We start from the raw sequence: 21,266 nt of genomic DNA on the forward strand, positions 1-21,266 counted from the left end.
TAATTTACGCATTAACTAACCCCCTCTATTGACACCCCTCTCCGCAGACTTTTATCTAGTCGGCAACCGGCGCCCCTTAGTTCAAATAACCCGCACTAATACCGAGCAAATACTTGTCGCTTTTATTGCCAGTTGATTCGCGCCTTTTTTTTCCAGAAACGGATTTCGCTGCAAGACTTCAAGGAGAGAAACCGATGACCCGCACTTCGCATACACCCGAACTTGCAGCGCCAACGCTGGCATGCGCACAAAAAACCGGCATTAACCTGGCAACAGCAGCTCACCTGCTCATCGACGTGCCGCCCTACTGCGACATGGACGTTGGCGATCTGATCGAACTGTTCTGGGACAAATGCTATGTCGCGTCAAAAGTCCTCAGCGCGGCCGATGTGGGCGAGTCGGTCAGCCTGCGGGTGCCGGAGAGTTTCATCACCAATGGCACCGCGCGCATTCACTACCGCGTGATGCAGGTCGGCCAGGGTCCGGCACTGTCGGCGGCGACTCGGGTGCAGGTCAAACTCGATTGCCCTGGTGGCCAGCCCACTGGGCAGTGCGAAGACGAAAATCAGCAACTGGCACCAGTGATCATCCCCGAAGCGATTCGCCGTCAGGGCGTGAATCCCAGCCAGATCAAACGCGGCGTGCCGCTGACCATCGAGCCTTATCTGAACATGGCCGAAGACGACGCCATCACCCTGCGCTGGGGCGATGTGCGCATGGATCTGGCGCCAGTCACGGCAGCGGATGTCGGCCTGCCGATTCAGGTCTGGATACCACCGACTGTCATCGTCGAAGCAGGCGAGGATCTGCGGCTGGACGTGACGTACTGCATCCTCGATCGGGTCGGTAACAACTCGCGCTGGGCACCGCCGCGCACGTTGAAAATCGGTTGCGTGAATCCGTACGTAAAAGTCCCGTGGAAACCCGAATTCAAGGCCGCTGAATCACCTACCAAGTGAGACCTGCTCAGGGGTGGGAGGTCAGTTATCTCTCACCTGACCCTCGTTAACCAAGCCGAACATTCACCCTTCTATACATATTCCTAAAAGTTAGTTTATTTAATTTTTATACACGCTTAGGGTATATGCACCGGACCACCGGACATTCTTTCAATCGTCGCCATCGCGACGTTTTTCATGAGATGTGAGGTAGGTATGGTCCGGAACACAATCACCCCAGTGCAGATCGCCAGGGCATTGCGTGCAGCCAGGGAGCGGCACTGATGTCCAGTCTTGCAGATGCCAACGTGCAGTCCGATCTGGACATCGCCCCGCTGTTGTTGCCCGCGCAAGTACTGCGCAACGACGCTCAAGCGATCAAGGCCGCCTTTGATCTGGCGCAAGCCGCCCGAGTGCAGGCGGCCAAACGCGACCGGCAGCGCAAGCTGCCTTGGTCGGAAATTGAACAGTTCACCCGCAGCGGTCTGGGCAGCATTGCCATCCCGCGTGAGTACGGTGGCCCGCAAGTTTCCTTCGTCACGCTGGCCGAAGTATTCGCGATCATTTCTGCCGCCGACCCGGCGCTCGGGCAGATCCCGCAGAACCAGTTCGGCATCATCCATCTGCTGCTCGGCACCGCTACCGAAGCGCAGAAAAAGCAGCTGTTCCAGAGTGTTCTGGAAGGCTGGCGCATCGGCAATGCCGGACCGGAACGTGGCACGAAAAACACCTTGGAACTGAAGGCGCGAATCAGCGCCGACGGCGACGATTACGTAATCAACGGCCAGAAGTTCTACTCCACCGGCGCGCTGTTTGCGCATTGGGTCGCGGTGAAAGCGCTCAACGATGACGGTAAACAGGTGCTGGCCTTCGTCCGTCGCGGCACGCCGGGTTTGCGCATCGTCGATGACTGGTCGGGCTTCGGTCAGCGCACCACGGCCAGCGGCACGATCCTGCTGAACAACGTGCGCGTCGAGTCGAGCCTGGTCATCGACAACTGGAAGATCAACGACAAGCCGAACACCCAAGGCGCAGTGTCGCAGCTGATTCAAGCGGCCATTGACGCCGGCATCGCCCGTGGCGCCATCGACGACGCCATCGACTTCGTCAAAACCCGCGCACGGCCATGGATCGACGCCAAGGTCGAGCGCGCCAGCGATGACCTCTACGTGATCGCCGATATCGGCAAACTGAAAATCGAACTGCACGCCGCCGAAGCGCTGCTGCGCAAGGCCGGCAAAGTGCTCGATGAAGTCCACGCCGCGCCGCTGACTGCCGAATCCGCCGCACGCGCTTCGATCGCCGTGGCCGAAGCAAAAGTGCTGACCACCGAGATTTCGCTGCTGGCCAGCGAAAAGCTCTTCGAACTGGCCGGCAGCCGCGCGACCCTTGCCGAATTCAATCTCGACCGCCACTGGCGCAACGCCCGCGTGCACACCCTGCACGACCCGGTGCGCTGGAAATATCACACGGTCGGCGCCTATCGCCTGAACGGCACTTTGCCGGCTCGCCATTCCTGGATCTGAGACGACCAGTCATCTGGAGAACCCCCTATGACGCTTTCCCATCACGTCGCGCTCATCACCAGCGATGAGCAAGCCCTGATCGTCGCCAGCGACCTGGCCGAAGATTTCAAACGCGACAGCGCCCTGCGCGACCGCGAACGCCGCCTGCCATTGGCCGAGCTGGAAGTGTTTTCCCGCTCCGGCCTGTGGGGCATCAGCGTGCCGAAAGAATATGGCGGCGCGGGCGTATCCAACGTCACCCTGGGCAAAGTCATCGCACTCATCGCTCAGGCCGACGGCTCGCTCGGGCAGATTCCGCAGAACCATTTCTACGCACTGGAAGTGCTGCGCGTGAATGGCAGCGATGAACAGAAACAGCGCCTGTACGCCGAGGTGCTCGCCGGCCAGCGCTTTGGCAATGCCTTGGCAGAATTGGGCACCAGAACCGCTCACGACCGCGTCACCCGTCTCACCCGCGATGGTGATGGTTATGGTTATCGAATCAACGGTCGCAAGTTCTACTCGACCGGGGCGATTTACGCGCAGCGCATTCCGACGTCGGTGGTCGATGAAAACGGCGTACAGCAACTGGCCTTCCTCCCGCGCGAAAGCAAGGGCCTGACGGTGATCGACGACTGGAGCGGCTTCGGCCAGCGCACCACTGGCAGCGGCTCGGTAGTGTTCGAAGATGTGTATGTAGCGGCGGAAGACGTGCTGCCGTTCCAGAGCGCTTTCGAGCGCCCGACCACGGTCGGCCCGCTGGCGCAGATTCTCCACGCCGCCATCGACACCGGCATTGCCCGCGCTGCTTACGAAGACGCCTTGCATTTCGTGCGCAGCAAGACCCGTCCGTGGATCGATTCCGGCAACGACACGGCCACCGAAGATCCGCTGACATTGAAGAGCTTCGGCCACTTGAGCATTCGGCTGCACGCCACCGAAGCCTTGCTCGAACGTGCCGGCGAAATCCTCGATGCCGCGCAAGCCGAAACCAACGCGGAAACCGTCGCCGCCGCGTCGATCGCGGTTGCCGAGGCGCGGGCGATCAGCACGGAAATTTCCCTCGCCGCCGGCAGCACGCTGTTCGAACTGGCCGGCAGCCAGGCGACGCTGAGTGAACACGGCCTCGACCGGCACTGGCGCAACGCGCGCGTGCACACCCTGCACGACCCGGTGCGCTGGAAATATCACGCCGTGGGCAATTACTACCTCAACGATGAAAACCCTCCGCTGCGAGGGACGATCTGATGACTGCTGCGAAAAAGAAGATTCTGCTCAACGCGTTCAACATGAACTGCATCGGCCACATCAATCACGGCCTGTGGACGCATCCGCGCGACACCTCGACCCGCTACAACACGATCGAGTACTGGACCGAACTGGCGCAGTTGCTTGAGCGTGGATTGTTCGATGGCTTGTTCATCGCTGACATCGTCGGCGTCTACGACGTCTACCAGGACTCGGTGGACGTCACGCTGAAAGAGTCGATCCAGTTGCCGGTCAACGATCCGCTGCTGCTGGTTTCAGCGATGGCCGCCGTCACCAAAAATCTCGGCTTTGGCCTGACTGCCAATCTCACTTACGAACCGCCGTATCTGTTCGCCCGACGCATGTCGACGCTCGATCATTTGAGTCGCGGCCGCGTTGGCTGGAACATCGTCACCGGTTACCTGGACAGCGCCGCCAAAGCCATGGGTCTCAACGAGCAGGTCGAACATGACCGCCGCTACGACCAGGCCGAAGAATATCTGCAGGTCTTGTACAAGCTCTGGGAAGGCAGCTGGGAAAACGGCGCGGTGCGCAACGACCTCGAGCAGCGCATCTACGCCAACCCGGACCAAGTGCACAAGGTCGAGCACCAGGGCGAGTTCTATCAGGTCGAGGGTTATCATCTCTGCGAACCGTCACCGCAGCGCACGCCGGTGCTGTTTCAGGCCGGTAGCTCCGACCGCGGCTTGCTGTTTGCCGGGCGTCATGCCGAGTGCGTGTTCATCAGCGGCCAGAACAAACCATCGACCAAAGTGCAGGTCGACAACGTCCGCGCCAGCGCCGTCGAAGCCGGACGCAATCCTCAAGACATCAAGGTGTTCATGGGCCTCAATGTAATCGTTGGCGCCACCGCAGAAGCAGCGTGGGCCAAGCATGCCGAGTACCTCAGCTATGCCAGCGCCGAGGCCGGCGTGGCGCATTTTTCCGCCTCCGCCGGTATCGACTTTGCCCAGTACGAAATCGACGAACCGATCCAGTACGTGAAGAGCAACGCCATTCAATCGGCAACAAAAAACCTGCAGAACAATGACTGGACCCGGCGCAAATTGCTCGACCAGCACGCCCTCGGCGGTCGTTACATCACCGTGGTCGGCTCGCCCGAGCAAGTGGCGGATGAACTCGAATCGTGGATCGCCGAAACCGGTCTGGACGGCTTCAACCTGACCCGCATCGTCACCCCGGAAAGCTATGTCGATTTCATCGAACTGGTGATTCCCGAGTTGCAGCGGCGCGGCTCGTACAAGACTGCGTATGACAGCGGGACCTTGCGCGAGAAGTTGTTTCACGGCGAGGCGCAGTTGCCTGAACAACATACCGGCTCTTCGTACCGACGCTAAAAGCATCGCTGGCAAGCCAGCTCCCACAAGGGTCTGCGGCGCACACAAAACCTGTGGGAGCTGGCTTGCCAGCGATGAGGCCACAACAGACACCACAAATCTTATGCACTGACTGGAAAAACCACCATGACCAAAAAAAACCTGTCCCACCCAGTCAAAGCACTGGCCTTGGCCTTCGGCCTGTTCAGCTCGGCTATCTTCGCCGCCGACGCCCCGTTGAAAATCGGCACCACCGCCGCTTTCGCCATTCCGCTGGAAGCCGCCGTCGAAGAAGCCTCCAAACAGGGCCTGAAAGTCGAGCTGGTGGAGTTCACCGACTGGATCGCGCCCAACGTCAGCCTCGCCGCTGGCGACATCGACGTGAATTACTTCCAGCACATCCCGTTCCTGGAAAATGCCAAAGCCGCGTCCGGTTTCGATCTGGTGCCATTCGCTCCTGGGATCATCAACAACGTCGGCCTGTATTCGAAGAAATACAAAAGCTTCGATGAACTGCCCGAAGGCGCCAGCGTCGCCATCGCCAACGACCCGATCAACAGCGGTCGCGGTCTGCAATTGCTCGCCAAGGCCGGTTTGATCACCCTGAAACCGGGCGTCGGCTACAAAGCCACCGAGGACGACATCGTCGCCAATCCGAAGAAAATCAGGATCCTTCAGGTCGAAGCCGTGCAACTGGTGCGCGCCTATGACGACGCCGACCTGGTCCAGGGTTATCCAGCCTATATTCGCTTGGCGAAGACCTTCGATGCCGGCTCGGCGCTGCTGTTCGACGGTCTCGATCACAAGGAATACGTGATCCAGTTCGTCATCCAGCCCAAGAGCAAAACCGACCCGCGCCTGATCAAGTTCGTCGACATCTATCAGCATTCACCGGCCGTTCGCGCGGCACTGGACAAGGCCCACGGCAAGCTCTACCAGGCCGGCTGGGAAAGCTGAACATGACCGCAGCGATCCAACGGCGACTGGAGCTTCCAGAGCCACACAATGCTGAAAAAACCGAGCTGCACCCCGAGTTGAATCGCGCCCACGTACGCTTTATCGACGTGGGCAAAACCTACAACGGCCGGCAAGGTCCGGTCGCGGCTTTGCAGGGCATCGACCTGGCGATTCAACGCGGCGAAGTGTTCGGCATCATCGGCCGCAGCGGCGCCGGCAAGTCGTCGCTGATTCGCACGATCAATCGTCTCGAACAGCCGACTTCAGGACGTGTGTTGATCGATCAGGTCGATATCGGCCAGTTCGATGAAGACCGCCTCGTCGCCCTGCGCCGGCGCATCGGCATGATCTTCCAGCACTTCAATCTGATGTCGGCCAAGACCGTCTGGCAGAACGTCGAGTTGCCGCTGAAAGTCGCCGGCGTGCCGAAGGAGCAGCGCGACAACAAGGTCCGCGAACTGCTTGAACTGGTCGGCCTGCACAGCAAGCACAAGGCTTATCCGGCGCAGCTCTCCGGTGGGCAGAAACAGCGTGTCGGCATTGCCCGCGCGCTGGTGCATGACCCGGACATTCTGCTCTGCGATGAGGCGACATCGGCGCTGGATCCGGAGACCACGCAGTCGATCCTCGGCCTGTTGCGCGAGATCAACAACCGCCTGGGCCTGACCATTGTGCTGATCACTCACGAGATGGCAGTGATCCGCGAGATCTGCGATCGCGTCGTCGTGCTCGAGCACGGTCATGTGGTCGAGCAAGGCCCGGTATGGCAAGTGCTCGGCAATCCGCAACACGCAGTCAGCCAGACCTTGCTCGCACCGCTGCAACACGCCTTGCCGGAAGAACTGCAAAGCCGCTTGCAGGCGCAATCCACGGCTTCTGATGCAGCGGTGGTATTGCGTTTGCAGTTCACCGGCAGTGCCGCTGATGAGCCGGATCTGGCCGCGTTGTTTGCGGCGTTGGGTGGCCGAGTGAAGCTGCTTCAGGGCGGCGTGGAACGGATTCAGGGTCATGCGCTGGGGCAGCTTTTACTGGCCGTCAGCGGCTCGGCGTTCAGCGCCGAGCAATTGCGCGAACGCGCCGGGCAATGGGCGCAACGAGTGGAGGTATTGGGCTATGTGGTTTGATCGCTTGCTGCAGGGTTTTATCGACACCTTCCTGATGGTTGGCGTGTCCTCGTTGATCGCGCTGCTGGTGGGGATTCCCATGGCGGTGATTCTGGTCACCAGTGACAAGGGCGGGATCTATGAGGCGCCGCTGTTGAACCGTGCGCTGGGTGCATTCGTCAATCTGTTCCGCTCGATCCCGTTCCTGATCCTGATGGTTGCGCTGATTCCGTTCACCCGCCTGATCGTCGGCACTACCTATGGCGTGTGGGCCGCTGTGGTGCCGCTGACAATCGCCGCAACGCCGTTCTTCGCGCGGATCGCCGAAGTGAGTCTGCGCGAGGTCGATCATGGTCTGATCGAAGCCGCACAGGCCATGGGTTGCCGGCGCTGGCATATCGTCTGGCATGTGCTGCTGCCCGAGGCGCTGCCGGGGATCGTCGGCGGGTTCACCATCACCCTGGTGACGATGATCAATTCGTCGGCCATGGCTGGGGCAATTGGTGCTGGTGGGCTGGGGGATATCGCTTACCGCTACGGTTATCAGCGCTTCGATAGCCAGATCATGTTGACGGTAATTGTCTTGCTGGTGGCGCTGGTGGCGGTGATTCAGTTGGGTGGCGACAGGCTGGCGCGGGGGCTGAATAAGCGGTGAGCAAATCTTGTGATGTTGGCTACGTGAAGTGAGCCAACACTAAAACCGGCCGACTACCAACTGCTACGTCAAACCCGCAACTAACATTTGCATCTTCGACTTTGCTCCGCTGGTGCACGTCGCTTACAACGACAAACGAGTGGAGCAGGGCACTACTAGCGGATAGGCAATAAACCTGAACTCTAAGGCTTGCGCAATATAAATTCACCGCCCCTGAACTTGATCCCTCCCGGAACCAAAATTTGCGGACGATAAAAAACATTAATTATTTCGGTTATATTATCAATTGTACGATCCCCATCAGCCCACTCAATCACCGCCTCCTGTACGAGATCGTTCAGAGACCCGAGATCCACGGCAACTTTCAAACCCAAACCTTGAAGCATATCCTTTCCGTAAAACAACAAATCTTTCTCTTTGTCAGGCCGAAGCCCCGCTCTATTTTTAAAATCCATTAACTCATCGTCACTGGCGGCAGCTAACCAAGGCAAGCTTTTGGCTCGCCCAATACTAATATCTCGAGAGTTCGGTCTCAATAAGTCTCCTATCTCCATATGCGTATATTGATACTTGGCATTCAAGGCTGCGAAAGATGCGTGGTAGCGAAACTCCCCGAATTTTGAGGTGGTCTTTTGGGGCTGAGCACCAGCGTCCAGGGCAAAAAAAACAAAATCGTGATTTCCATAACGCGAAATATTAATTGTTCCTGAGTTACCCAGATAATCCTCTTTGGTTCTTTCGCTTCGCAACGTGAATAACGTTTTGAAATGAACTCCATCCTGATCAGTAAAATCTGCGTTACTGAAATGCGTAATTGAATAATCATCAATCGAAAAACGCGAAAAACTCTTAACAAGCTTTCTTTGTCGCTCACTATCAACCTCGCTATCCAAGAGAATAACATTAGCACAGGAGACACGTGCAATCGTGTCAACTCCACTTTCAGATACCAAACTCAATCCGTCCCATACTTCACCCTCACTGAACATGAGATCGTAAGCATGAGCCACATCAAGCGGAGGCGTGGAGTTCGCACCAAAAAAGTCCAACTTGGACACCGGATTATTAACCGTAAACAAATAACGATTGGGGCCGTCAATATCACCAAGAGGATCGGAGTTCAACCACCGCTGTAACCACGGCGCGTAATAACGATAGCCATAATAGTAAAGACCGGTCGCATCCCGCTCTTTGCCTGAGTAACGAATCGTTTTGTTTTTCGCCGCCAATGCATTTTTACCCGCCCAGCACGCGGTGCCACCAAACGGGTAATAGTGCTCCTGAGTCAAAATCCCCGCACCATCATCCAATTCCAGCGTGCTGGAACCAAGATGATCACTGAGGCTGTAACGCAGTTGGTCTCCGTCCACCGCGCTTGGCCAGTGCAGCAGTCGTACCTGATTGCGCCCGGTGTCGACATTGACGACATGTCGCTCGACACCACCGACTTCGCGATGAATCTCGAGCCCCGGCAGATAACGAACTTCTACCGTCAGCGTCTGACCGGACGCTTGGCTGACAGTCGTTTTACGCAACCGATGGCCCGGCTCGTCGCAGCCATAACACTCGTAGTCATCGCTTTCATTCGCACGCTTCACCAACACAACCCGGCTTAACTCATTGCGTACGTTCCAGTACATGGCCTGACCGCGTTGCAACTCCAACTGGTTGCCCGCCGCATCAAATCCCAGCGCTATCTCCGATTCCCCGGGCAAAGAACCATCGTCACGCTGCGCCAGGCTTCGGTTGCTGCGCTGGGAGGTGTACATCGAAAAACCCGGCGCACCGCTATGCTGGCGAGTGATGAGGTTGCCCGCTGCGTCGTAGTCGAATTTCTGCGTGTAGTTGCGCCGTTGATTGGGGTCCAGTGGTGTGGGCAGCAGCTCCGGCAAGGCCGGACCATGGCTGTTCTGGCTGACTTCCCAACCACTGGCCTCGATCAGTTGATAAAGGCTGTCGTAGCGATAACGACTGACCGGATCGATGCGCTGATTATTGAACCAGGATACGACTTGAGTCTTGTCTTCCAGGCTGATGACGTTGCCCACCGGATCGTAGACGTAATTCAGATCCTGCAACGGAGGGTGCGTGCCGACACTGGCGAGCAGTCTGAGCAACCGGCCGTCATCGCGGCTGTATTCGGCACGGGCGATGACTCCGTTGCCGGCCGTTTCGCTTTCGATCTGACCCTGCGCGTTGTAGCGAATGGCGCTGACCAGGCACTTCGGCTGCCTGCCCTCGCCGGCCTGCAACCAGGTCGCGCAGGATTGCCCGGCGACGTTGTAATGCTGCGTTCTGAGGTTTCCAACCGCGTCGGTGTGATGCTGCAAGTCGCCGGTTGGAGTGAAAGTCTGCCGGGTGACGTAGGTTGTTTCCTCGAGATAGTCATCCCGGCGGTCGGGATCGAGTGGCCAGTCAGGTGTCTCGAGTTCGATCAAAAAACGTCGCGACTCCACCACCACTGCACCGCCGAGGCCATAGTGATCAAAGTGCCGATTGCCGGCCGGGTCGTCGTGGCGGATCGCTCGACCGCACTGGTTGTGCAGCGCACGATCATCGGTGGCTTTTGCATAGGTCCAGCGCTCGACCACGCGAGGCTGCCCGTCGTGCGCCTGCTCGGTGAGGGCTAGCGGTCGCTGCAGATCATCGTATTGGCGATGACTCTGACTGCCCCGCGCATCCCAGCCGGAACACATCGAACCCGCTTCATTCAACAGCCGCACCTGCCAACCGGCGTCGACGCTGTCTGCGAGTAACGCTTGACCGCTCAACGCGTAGATCGTGGCCAGATTCGGCTTGGGCGCAACGCCGTACAAACGCGGATCCCAAGACGCTACCTGACGCCCCGCCTCATCAAAGATCTGCCGGGTAATGCGCGATTCGATGTCGGCTTTATCCGGGTGTCGGCAATAGGCAACGCTGCGAACCACCAGTGCGCGCGGGTCAATGACCGACAAGGTCGGAGTGGCGGTGTCATGGCGGGTATTCACGGCTACGCGAGTCCCTGATGTCTATACGCTGAGACTGAACCAGTTTTCTCCGTCCCGATACTGTAAGAACTACCAGTTGCATTCAGGTTTGCGCACCCATGCGGCCATTCAGACAGGCTGGCGCGGGGGCTGAATAAGCGCTAAGGTCGAAGGCGGCAGGTGGCCATCAACCAGGCCCATGTGATCGCAGTATTTTGGGCAACGCCCTTCGCAAAAATCAGATGCTTCCTACACCACTTTTGTCGTTTCGCCAGCCCGAAGCACGCGGGTTTGCAGGACGATTCCTAGAATAATTTGCCCGCTTGTACCCGAAATATCCTGTAGCTAATCTCCGGTCGTCACTGTTTTGCGGTGACTGGATTCAGTTGTCCGGCCGGCAACTGATCCGCGTGCAGCCGCCGTCCTGCTCGTTTAGTCGCGAAATGGTTGGCTCCCACTTGAAGTCAGGAGTTTACCCATGGAAAAGAAACTTGCCGATCCGCCACTCAGCCTTACCTCAAGCAAGCGGTTCACCGAGGATTTGCTCAAGGATCGCTCTGCACTGTGCCGCGCCGTCGACTCACATCTGGCCGGCAATCAGGTCACGTTGGCTGGACAGAAACGCGTCTACAGCATCAGCGAAGATGTGACGCTGGAGGACGCCCAACTGTATGTTGCCGATCTGCTGCGCTGCGCTTCGGTGACCGTCCATCAATGCGGTGACCAGCTCGGGGGCGCGGATCGGGCCATGGTGTTCTCGGTCTGGCATCTGCTGGAAATGGCCAAAGCGATGATGGACCGCTCGATCGATTGTCTGGGAGCCAAGCAGCACTGAAACCTGGCACCCATCGCCGCCTGCACTGGCCCCAGCGCAGGCGGCGTTTTTTTGCCGGTGAAAAAGCTTATAGTCCGCCCTCACACCGCCAATACAGCGCCGATCATGAAGCAAACCCCCAGCGACCTCGAACAGATCACCGCCACTACCCTCGGTCACTACAACTCGGTGGCTGAGGATTTCCGCGAAGGCACGCGCGACCACGATGTCAGCCAGAACATCGAGGCCTTGCTGCGCCACATTCACGGTGAAGCACCTTTCACGATTCTCGATTTCGGCTGCGGGCCGGGCCGGGATTTGCAAACCTTCACGCGCATGGGCCACGTCGCGATCGGCCTTGATGGCTCACAGGAATTCGCGCGCATGGCCCGCCAGGACAGCGGTTGCGAAGTCTGGCAGCAGGACTTTCTGAAACTTGATCTGCCGGCCGAGCGCTTCGACGGCATCTTCGCCAATGCCGTGCTGTTTCATGTGCCATTGCAGGTGTTGCCGCAAGTGCTACGGCAACTGCACGGCACTTTGAAACCGGGTGGCGTGCTGTTCAGTTCCAATCCGCGAGGCGACAACCAAGAGGGCTGGAACGGGCCGCGCTATGGCTCGTATCACGATCTCGAGGCCTGGCGCGGGTTGCTGACGGCGGCGGGTTTTGTCGAGCTGGAGCATTATTACCGGCCTGCGGGCTTGCCGCGCGAACAGCAGCCGTGGCTGGCGAGCGTGTGGCGCAAAGTCTGAATCAGGGCGCCGCTTGTACCTGATACCGGTTGACGCTGCCGTCCGCCAACAGTGCAGTCATGCTGTGTCCCGGTAACGTCCGGCCCTGCCAATTGCGTGGAGCGGCGTCGAAATTGGCCAGCAGTCGCGTGCCGTCGGCAAACGTCGTCTGCTGGACCAGGCGATCCTCGCTCAACCAGTCAAAAGCGGTCAGCGCTTGCGTCGCCAGAAGTTCGTGCAGCGGACGAAAGAATCGATCCTGACGCACGATCAACGGCAAGCGCTGATCAAGGCTGGCCGCACTCAGGTGGTACAGCGGCGGTACGTTGTAGAGCAACTGGGTGAGCTCGTTTTCCACCCGCACGTCGCTCAGTTTCAGGTTATCGAACAACCAGTGATGACTGGTGATGACAGAGCCGTGGAACACCGCCTGATACAACGGTAAACGGCTGACGGGGGCGAAATGAACGCGTTGGTAGTCAGCCTTCAACCGGGTCGGTTTGAAGAACACCGCTGGCTGCTCCGGTGGGTACCATTGGCCGACGAAAAAGTCCGCTGTGCCCGGCTGATGCATGTCGCGATCGCCCCAACCGATCACTGGCGTCTGCATGCCATGTGCGAACAAAACCCCTTGAGCGGTGGCCGCATTGCCATCCTCGGAGCCGCTCGGCAGCTGCAACACTTCGCTGATCCAGCGCGATGCTCCGACGTTGCCCGCGGCATTCTGCGCCTGGGTCATCGGTGCGCCGGGACGATAACTGTCAAAGAGCATCCCAGCGGCATAGGCATCGAGAAACCAGCTGTTGAACCCGGCAACCTTCTGGATTGCATCGATGCGCCGCTCAAGCAACGGTCGCACACATCGCGGATCGGTATAGTGACCGGACTGCTGAAACCCGCTTTTCAGCGCACCGTTTTCCTCCACGATCGCGCACTCGGTATTGGCCCGATCGCCGAGGTGCGCGGTGGCCCAGTCCGGATTTTCGTCCTCGCGCAACGCGGTTTCGTAGGAGTCATAGGGGGCAATCAGATATCCCGCAGAGACGGCGGCGCGCACCGTCTCCGGGTGCCAGAGTCCACCTTCCCAGCCCTCGCCGAGCCCAAGCCATAAACGCGAAAGTCCTGCGCCCTGCAAGCGTTCAATGGTTCGCCGCGACAAGGTGCGCCCCCAGCGCGCAGGATCAGGCGCCAGCGTATCCTTCAGAACAACGGCCAGCTGCTCGCGCACCTCGGCGTACCCGTTGACCAGCGCCTGCATGTCCGGTACCGCACGCGCCTGCCAGGTTTTGCGCGCCTGAACGTTCAGCGCGCGATTGAGACTGCGCAGCATCACAGTCTGTTGATAGCGATTGAGTACGGTCTCGCTGGCGAGCAACCGCAGCGCTTCAGGATCCATCGCGGCCCGAAGTTCACTGACCAGCACACCCGAGCCGCGCAACCGGGCAATCAGCAGCGGCCAGTTGCGCACATCGTCAGGGCCGAGCAGGTCGTTGCCCCATAGATAGACATGCGCGGCACCGATCAGCTTGGCGGCTTGCGGGGTCTTGATCAGCTTGTTCGCCAAGGTTTCAAATTGATCGCTATCGATGAGCCACTGCTTGTAGCGCTTGGCCCCAGCCAAGGAATCGAGAGTCCCGAGAAACAGGCTGAAGGTCAGCGGTTTTGAGGGTTCAAGCGATGTGAATCGATGCCGGGCCGACAGCCCCAGTGCATCACCATTGGTCTTGAAGCGCAGTTGGTTGTTGTAAGGGTTGGTCAGCAGCCAGTGCAGGCTGAACTTCTCGTACTCCATCCCCCAAAGCGGCAGGCTCAGGTCTTGGGTGGTATCGAGCGCGCCCTGCGCGAGCAGGAACTTCTGCCACACCCGGTCACCGCGCGGCACGTAGCGCCCTTCGGCAAGCGGCCAGATCAGCGCCTGGCCCATTGCACTGGCGGGCTGATGAATAAACTCGATCTGCGAGGGCGAGCTAGCCGTAATCGAAAACGTCAGGTCACGCTGGTCCAGGTCAACACTGAGCAACCATCGCCCGTCGTCCCATTGCCATTCGATGCGATTGCCGCGCCTGACCATGTCGCTGACCTTGTGCCGCAGCACACCGGCCGAGGCTTGCACCGGCGCAGCGCCGGCGACTTCAACGCGCACCGCCAGCGTCGCAGGATCGACCTGCACCCGCCAAAGCTGGTTTTCCAGCAGCACTTCGGCCAGTACTGCCGGCGACAGGCTCAAGCCAGCGAGCAGCAACCATCCGCGTAACCAGCCGGAAACAGTCGACATGGCACGTCCCTCTTCGAATGAAGAAGGGACGTTAGCGCAGTCAGCTCACCCTGTAAGTCAGACCTTTCCCAAAGATCGCAGGGGCTATCTCACTGCGCCGGCTTTTCATCCTTTTGCGGCTCGCGAATCTTGTACCAGGCGACATACAGCGCCGGCAGAAACAACAGCGTCAGCAGCGTCGCCACGACGATGCCGCCAATCATTGCGTAAGCCATCGGCCCCCAGAACACTTCGCGGGCGATCGGGATCATGCCCATGCTCGCTGCCGCTGCGGTCAGCAGGATCGGCCGGCGCCGGTGTTCGGTCGCTTCCACGACCGCGTCCCACGGCGCATAGCCTTTCTGCTCGAACTCATCGATCTGCGTCACCAGAATCACCGAGTTGCGGATGATGATGCCGATCAGCGCAAGAATCCCGAGGATCGCCACGAAGCCCATCGGCGTGCCCGTCGGCACCAGCGCCAGGACCACACCAATCAACCCCAGCGGCGCAACACTGGCGACCAGGAACATCTTCTGCACGCTGTGCAACTGAATCATCAGGAACGTCGCCATGAGGAACAGCATCAGCGGCAGCACCTTGGCAATCGGCCCCTGGGCCTTGCCGCTTTCCTCGACCGTACCGCCGGTGGCGACTTTGTAGCCGACCGGCAGCTTCGAGGCAAAAGCGTCGATCGACGGCTTGAGCAATTTCACCAGATCGGTCGGCTGAATCTCGTCGCGCACCGAGGCCTTGATGGTGATGGTCGGCAAGCGGTCGCGACGCCAGACTAGCGGTTGTTCCAGTTCATAGCGCACGGTGGCGAACGCCAGCAGCGGAATCGAGGTGCCGCTCGGCGTGACGATCTGCAGGTTCTGCAGGGTTTCCGGCGTGCCGCGTTCGGAATCCACCGCGCGACCGACCACGTTGATCAGGTAGATGTCGTCATTGACCTGGGTCAACGGCGAGCCGCTGACAATGCTGTTCATCAAGTTGGCCACATCTTCTGAGGACAGCCCGAGTTGCCGCGCCTTGTCCTGGGCAATGTCGATGCGCAGGACTTTGCCCGGCTCGTTCCAGTCGTAGATGATCTCGCCGATGTGCGGGTTCTTGTCCAGTTCAGTGGCCAGGTCGATGGCATGTTTGCGCACCTGATCGACATCTTTGCCGCTGACTCGATACTGAATGGGACGCCCCACCGGCGGGCCCATTTCCAGGGCCTGCACGTAGCTGCCGATGCCGACGAAGTCTTTGTGCAGCCGCTCACGCAAGCGCTGGCTGAGTGCCTCGCGGGCTTCGAAGTCCTTGCTGACGATCACCAGCTGCGCGTAGTACGGGTTCTGCAATTGCTGATCAAGGGGCAGGTAGAAACGGATCGCGCCCTGACCGATGTAAGTGCTCCAGCGCACGATGTCCGGGTCGCCCTTGAGCGTCGCTTCGAGCTTGTCCACCGCTTTGCGGGTTTCGTCGATCGAGGCGTTTTGCGGCAGGTTCAGGTCGACGAGAATTTCCGGGCGGTCGGAAGCGGGGAAGAACTGGTTCTGCACGAAGCGCATGCAGAACACCGCCAGCACGAACAACAGCACGGTGACGCCGATCGCCCACCAACGATTGCGCATGGCCCACAACAGACCACCGTTGAAGGCGCGACCGACGCGACCCGGCTCGGCATCGTGGGCTTTCACCTTGTCGCTGAGGATGTGCACGCCGATCACTGGTGCGAAGAACACCGCGACCACCCACGAGACGATCATCGCCACCGCGATCACCGCGAACAGCGTGAACGTATATTCACCCGCCGAACTGGCGTTGAGGCCGATGGGCACAAAACCGGCGACAGTCACCAGCGTACCGGTGAGCATCGGGAATGCGGTCGAGGTGTAGGCGAACGTCGCCGCCTGCTCCTTGCTCTCGCCCATTTCCAGGCGCGTGACCATCATCTCTACGGTGATCATCGCGTCGTCCACCAGCAGACCGAGGGCAATGATCAATGCGCCGAGGGAAATCCGCTGCATGGTGATGCCGCTGTATTCCATGAACACGAAGACCATGGCCAGCACCAGCGGAATCGAGCAGGCCACCACCAGACCGGCGCGCACGCCGAGGCTGATGAAACTCACCACCAGCACGATGATGACCGCTTCGAACAGTGCGCTGGTGAAACCGCCGACGGCCTCTTCCACCACCACCGCCTGATCGGAAACGGTGTGCACGCCGACGCCCACCGGCAAGTCGGCGGTGAGCTGGTCGATGCGCTCGTGCAGCGCCTTACCGAACTCCTGAACGTTGCCGCCCTTCTGCATGGCAATCGCCAGGCCGATCGCCGGTTTGCCGTCGAAGCGGAATTCCGGTGTCGCCGGGTCGACGTAGCCACGGCTGATCTCGGCGATGTCGGCCAGACGATAGAAGCGATCGTTGAGTTTGAGATTGACCTCGGCCAGATCCTTCTCCGACTCGAACTGGCCCGAGGTGCGCACGGAGATCCGCTCCGGCCCCGCCTCGATCACCCCGGCCGGAGTCACTGCGTTCTGCGATTGCAGGCTCTGCACCACTTGGCGCTGGTCGATACCCAGTGCGGCGAGTTTGCGCGTGGAGAAGTTCAGGTAAATCGTTTCGTCCTGCTGGCCGACCATTTCGATCTTGCCCAGCCCCGGCACGCTGCGTATTTCTGCGCGCGCCTGTTCCACGTAATCGCGCAACTGGCGCATGGTCAGGCCATCGGCGGTGAAGGCGTAGACCGAGCCGTACACGTCACCGAACTCATCGTTGAACCCCGGCCCCTGAATGCCCTGGGGAAACTGGCCGCGAATATCGTCGATCTTCTTGCGCACCTGGTACCAGATTTGCGGAATGTCCTCAGCGCTGGTGGTGTCGCGCAGGTACACGTAAACCGTCGACTCGCCGGGGCGGGTGTAGCTTTTCACGTAGTCGAGGGAATCGAGCTCTTCGAGTTTTTTCTCGATGCGGTCGGTGACCTGCTTGAGGGTTTCTTCCTGGGTCGCGCCCGGCCATTTGGTCTGGATCACCATGGTCTTGATGGTGAACGACGGGTCTTCTTCGCGGCCGAGATTGAAGTACGAGAACACCCCCATCAGCAGCCCGACGAACATCAGGTACCACACGAAAGACTGGTGCTTGAGGGCCCATTCGGAGAGGTTGAAAGAGCCTTTCATTGACTGTCCTCGTCAAGTTTTACCGATTGTCCGGGTTTGAGACTGTTGACGCCGGCGCTGACCACGCGCTCGCCATTCTGCACGCCACCGGCCAGCACCACGCTGTTGTCGCCACGGCTGACCACGCTGACGTCGCGCGGGTTGACGGTTTTGTTTTGCGTATCGATCACCCAGATGCGGGTTTTGCCGTCGATTTCCTGCAACGCCGTCAGCGGCAGTTCGATGCGCGGTTTGATCGCCGAGCTAAGGGTCACGCTGATCGCGGTGCCGAGGCGGAAACCGTCCGGCGTATCCGACAGGGTCAGGCGCGCGCGGCGGGTGCGCGTGGCGCTTTGTGCTTGGGGTTCGATCTCGCGGATGATCGCCGTGGTGTTGATGCTCGGGTCGAGCTGCGCAGCCACCGAGAACACCACGTCGCTGGGCAACTGATCGACCAGCGTATCGGGCAGATCGATCACCGCTTCCTTGATGTCCGGTTGCGCCAGCGTCACCACTTGTTGCCCGGCAGTTACCACTTGCCCGGCTTCGGCGTTCCACGCGGTGACCACGGCTTTGTGATCGGAGCGCAGCTCGGTGTAGCTCAGTTGATCCTTGCTCTGGCTGACCGCCGCGCGTGCCTGATCAAGCGAGGCCTGAGTGGTTTTCAGATCGGTATTGGCGACGTCCAGTTGCGCCTGGGCACCGACGCCGCGATCAAACAGCGCTTGCTGACGACGTGCATTGGCCTGGGCGTTGATCAGTTGCGCCTGGATTCTCGCCAGATCGCCCTGGGCCGAACGTAACTGGTTCTGCTGGTCGGATGGGTCGAGAGTGGCGAGCAAGGTGCCCTTCTGCACCTCGGCGCCGACATCGACGTTGCGGCTGGCGATGCGCCCACCGACGCGGAAACCGGTGTTGCTCTCATAACGCGCCTGAATGCTGCCGGCAAAGCGTCCGAGGCTTTCTTCGTTGAGGGCTTTGACCGTGACCGACAGCACCGGACGTACCGGTTCCGGCGGGGTTTCCTTTTCCGAGCAGGCGCCCAGCAGCAACGCCATGCACAACAGGCCGAAGCGCTTCATGGCTGCGCTCCCGGTTGCAGATCCTTGTAGGTGTTTTCGGCAATCTCGACTTTCATGCCGGGGTGCAACAGTTGCCCGCCGGCGACAATGACTTTCTCGCCGCCCTTGAGGCCTTCGCTGATGATCACTTTGCCGGTCAGGTAGCGGCCGACCGTGACCGTATGCAACTGCGCCTCGCCCTTGTCATCGACCAGCCATACCGCCGGGTCGCTGATGTTTTTCGTCAGCGCCGACCAGGGCAGTTCCACCGCCGATTTGCCGGTGCCCTTAGCGGTGGCACTGACCACCGAACCGAGCTGCATGCCCGGCGGCAGCTTGTCGAGGCTGACCTTGACCTGCACGGTGCCCGATTGCGCCGACACCGATGGCGTGATCTCACGCACGGTACCGGTGGTTTTGATCTCGGGGTTGTCGAGCAGGCTGACCACGATCGAGCGATCGGACGGCCGCTCGGCCAGCAGCGATTCGTAGACATTGAACACCGCGTCGCGGTCGCCATCGCGGGCGAGGCTGAAAATCGGCGCGGTGGCCTGCACCACTTGGCCGACTTCGGCCTGGCGCTCGGTGATCACCCCGGGTGCATCGGCGATCAGCGCGGTGTAGCTGAGCTGGTCCTTGGCGTTGGCCAGCTGCGCCTGCGCCGCGCTCAATGCGCTCTGGCTGCTGCGCAGCGCGGCTTGTGCCGAATCGTATTCGCTCTGGCTGGTGTAGCCCTTGGGCAGGAGTTTTTGCTGACGCACGAAAGCGGCTGCCGCTTGCTTCACGCGGGCCTGTTCGGCGACGACCTGGGCCTGAGCGGAATCGACGTTGGTCTGCAGATCTTTCGGATCGAGTTTGGCCAGCACCTGCTTGGCGGTGACGCGGTCGCCGACATCGACCATGCGCTGGATGATCTTGCCGCCGACGCGAAATGACAGCTGGGTCTGCACCCGCGCCTGCACATCACCGGTGAGGGTCACCGCGGCGGCGTAGTTGGCCGGTTCGACCTCTTGCACAAAGACTCGTGGCAAGTATTCCTGAGCAGGTTTCTTGTCGCCGCATGCGGTGAGCAACGCCATGGCGCTCACGGCCATCAGCACTTTCAATCCGGGACCCGCCATGCACACTCCTTGGCCTTAAATGCTGCTGTCGAGACGATACGACTTCAGAGCTTAGAACAGGGTTCCACGGTTGCGGACGCCAACACCAGATTTATCTCATTAAAGGTATGCTGCCCGCGTATCGCAGTGACCCGGAGAAGGATTTCATGCTCAACACCCTGGCGGTGGCCAATTACCGCTCAATCAACAAACTGGTGATTCCGCTCGGGCGCCTGAACCTGATTACCGGGCCCAACGGCAGCGGCAAGTCCAACCTCTATCGCGCCTTGCGCCTGCTGGCGGAAACCGCCCAGGGCGGCGTGGTCAATGCGCTGGCGCGTGAAGGCGGGCTGGACTCGACGTTCTGGGCCGGACCGGAAACCATCAGTCGACGCATGCGCAACGGTGAGGTGGCGATCGAGCCGACGGTGCGCCACGGCGTGAAAAGGTTGCGACTGGGATTCGCCGGCGAGGATTTCAGCTACGCCATCGGCCTGGGCCTGCCGGAGCCAAGCACTTCATGCTTTGCCCTCGACCCGGAGATCAAGCGGGAATGCATCTGGGCCGGCCCGGTGTTTCGCCCGGCGAGCCTGCTGGTCGATCGCAACGGTCCGATGATCCGCGCCCGCGAAGGTCGCGCCTGGGATGTGCTGGCGCAACACACGCCGAATTTTGACAGCCTGTTCGACCAGGTCGGCAATCTGCGCAGCTCGCCGGAAGTATTCCAGATGCGCGAATTCATCCGCCGCTGGCGCTTTTATGATCACTTTCGCAGCGATGCCGACGCGCCGGTGCGTCAGCCGCAACTGGGCACTCGCACGCCGGTGCTGCACCACGACGGCCGCGATCTGGCGGCGGCCTTGCAGACGATTATCGAGATTGGCGATCCGCAGGCGTTAACAGCGGCGATCAGCGATGCGTTTCCCGGCGCGCGACTGAAAATCGCGCCGTTGGCCGGTGGACGCTTCGCTATCGAGTTTTATCAGGAAGGCTTGTTGCGGCCATTGTCGGCGGCGGAATTGTCAGACGGAACCTTGCGCTATCTGCTGCTGGTTGCGGCGTTGCTGACACCGCGACCGCCGACACTAATGGTGCTCAACGAACCGGAAACCAGCCTGCACCCGGACCTGCTGCCGGCGCTGGCGCGGCTGATCATTCGCGCTTCGCAGCAGTGTCAGGTGTGGGTGGTGTCACATGCACGGCGACTGATCTCGGCGTTGCAGGAAGACCCGGAATGCAATTGCATCGTGCTGGAGAAGACGCTGGGCCAGACCGGGATTGTCGGGCAGCGGGTGCTGGATGAGCCGGCGTGGCATTGGCCAGACTAGCCCATTCGATCGTTCCCACGCTCTGCGTGGGAATGCAGCCCGTGACGCTCTGCGTCACTGGACGCGGAGCGTCCATGGAGGCATTCCCACGCAGAGCGTGGGAACGATCAACA

General features: G+C 60.1%; 15 protein-coding genes. 10 read left to right on the top strand and 5 right to left on the bottom strand.

What is annotated here, in order from left to right; translation table 11 throughout:
* The first annotated feature begins 194 nt into the window (after positions 1-194).
* From ACYSTU_RS10060 to ACYSTU_RS10090, 7 genes are all read left to right on the top strand, one after another.
* Positions 195-959 carry a hypothetical protein gene (locus tag ACYSTU_RS10060; RefSeq protein ID WP_136492448.1) on the top strand — a complete coding sequence of 255 codons (765 nt, stop codon included), beginning with the start codon at positions 195-197 and terminating at the stop codon, positions 957-959.
* Positions 960-1,222: 263 nt separating this feature from the next.
* Positions 1,223-2,464: an SfnB family sulfur acquisition oxidoreductase gene (locus ACYSTU_RS10065; protein WP_217879140.1), complete on the top strand. Its 1,242-nt coding sequence runs from the start codon at positions 1,223-1,225 to the stop codon at positions 2,462-2,464.
* A gap of 27 nt (positions 2,465-2,491) precedes the next feature.
* Positions 2,492-3,691: an SfnB family sulfur acquisition oxidoreductase gene (locus tag ACYSTU_RS10070; RefSeq protein ID WP_016772204.1), complete on the top strand. Its 1,200-nt coding sequence runs from the start codon at positions 2,492-2,494 to the stop codon at positions 3,689-3,691.
* Positions 3,691-5,049 (top strand): LLM class flavin-dependent oxidoreductase, encoded by a 1,359-nt coding sequence (locus ACYSTU_RS10075; protein WP_498997915.1) that lies wholly within the window; start codon positions 3,691-3,693, stop codon positions 5,047-5,049. The genes ACYSTU_RS10070 and ACYSTU_RS10075 overlap by 1 nt, the downstream gene beginning before the upstream one ends.
* Positions 5,050-5,175: 126 nt before the next feature.
* A complete protein-coding gene (locus tag ACYSTU_RS10080) occupies positions 5,176-5,985 on the top strand; it encodes a MetQ/NlpA family ABC transporter substrate-binding protein (protein ID WP_016772206.1) in 810 nt (269 codons plus the stop codon).
* Positions 5,986-5,987: 2 nt separating this feature from the next.
* Complete coding sequence (locus ACYSTU_RS10085) at positions 5,988-7,109, top strand: methionine ABC transporter ATP-binding protein (protein WP_498997921.1); 1,122 nt, start codon at positions 5,988-5,990, stop codon at positions 7,107-7,109.
* Complete coding sequence (locus ACYSTU_RS10090; RefSeq protein WP_039756400.1) at positions 7,099-7,743, top strand: methionine ABC transporter permease; 645 nt, start codon at positions 7,099-7,101, stop codon at positions 7,741-7,743. The genes ACYSTU_RS10085 and ACYSTU_RS10090 overlap by 11 nt, the downstream gene beginning before the upstream one ends.
* Positions 7,744-7,925: 182 nt before the next feature.
* Here the strand turns inward: ACYSTU_RS10090 and ACYSTU_RS10095 are convergent, their stop codons facing one another.
* A complete protein-coding gene (locus ACYSTU_RS10095; protein ID WP_498997924.1) occupies positions 7,926-10,733 on the bottom strand; it encodes an RHS repeat domain-containing protein in 2,808 nt (935 codons plus the stop codon).
* Between the two features lie 457 nt (positions 10,734-11,190).
* Between ACYSTU_RS10095 and ACYSTU_RS10100 the strand changes: the two genes are divergently transcribed.
* Positions 11,191-11,547 carry a DUF6124 family protein gene (locus ACYSTU_RS10100; protein ID WP_016772210.1) on the top strand — a complete coding sequence of 119 codons (357 nt, stop codon included), beginning with the start codon at positions 11,191-11,193 and terminating at the stop codon, positions 11,545-11,547.
* Positions 11,548-11,652: 105 nt separating this feature from the next.
* Positions 11,653-12,279: a class I SAM-dependent methyltransferase gene (locus ACYSTU_RS10105; RefSeq protein ID WP_071174050.1), complete on the top strand. Its 627-nt coding sequence runs from the start codon at positions 11,653-11,655 to the stop codon at positions 12,277-12,279.
* Between the two features lies 1 nt (position 12,280).
* Here the strand turns inward: ACYSTU_RS10105 and ACYSTU_RS10110 are convergent, their stop codons facing one another.
* From ACYSTU_RS10110 to ACYSTU_RS10125, 4 genes are all read right to left on the bottom strand, one after another.
* On the bottom strand, positions 12,281-14,533 hold the full coding sequence (locus tag ACYSTU_RS10110; RefSeq protein ID WP_498997930.1) for a glycoside hydrolase: 2,253 nt from the start codon (positions 14,531-14,533) through the stop codon (positions 12,281-12,283).
* 89 nt (positions 14,534-14,622) lie between these two features.
* Positions 14,623-17,685: an efflux RND transporter permease subunit gene (locus tag ACYSTU_RS10115; protein ID WP_016772213.1), complete on the bottom strand. Its 3,063-nt coding sequence runs from the start codon at positions 17,683-17,685 to the stop codon at positions 14,623-14,625.
* The gene (locus ACYSTU_RS10120) at positions 17,682-18,746 is read right to left on the bottom strand and encodes an efflux RND transporter periplasmic adaptor subunit (RefSeq protein ID WP_498997935.1); all 1,065 of its coding nucleotides are present in this window, start codon (positions 18,744-18,746) and stop codon (positions 17,682-17,684) included. The genes ACYSTU_RS10115 and ACYSTU_RS10120 overlap by 4 nt, the downstream gene beginning before the upstream one ends.
* Complete coding sequence (locus tag ACYSTU_RS10125) at positions 18,743-19,846, bottom strand: efflux RND transporter periplasmic adaptor subunit (RefSeq protein WP_024011162.1); 1,104 nt, start codon at positions 19,844-19,846, stop codon at positions 18,743-18,745. Before ACYSTU_RS10125 ends, ACYSTU_RS10120 begins: the two co-directional genes overlap by 4 nt.
* A 146-nt stretch (positions 19,847-19,992) precedes the next feature.
* Between ACYSTU_RS10125 and ACYSTU_RS10130 the strand changes: the two genes are divergently transcribed.
* A complete protein-coding gene (locus ACYSTU_RS10130; protein ID WP_498997939.1) occupies positions 19,993-21,153 on the top strand; it encodes an AAA family ATPase in 1,161 nt (386 codons plus the stop codon).
* Positions 21,154-21,266: the final 113 nt, after the last annotated feature.

The sequence above is a fragment of the Pseudomonas glycinis genome (assembly GCF_054871425.1).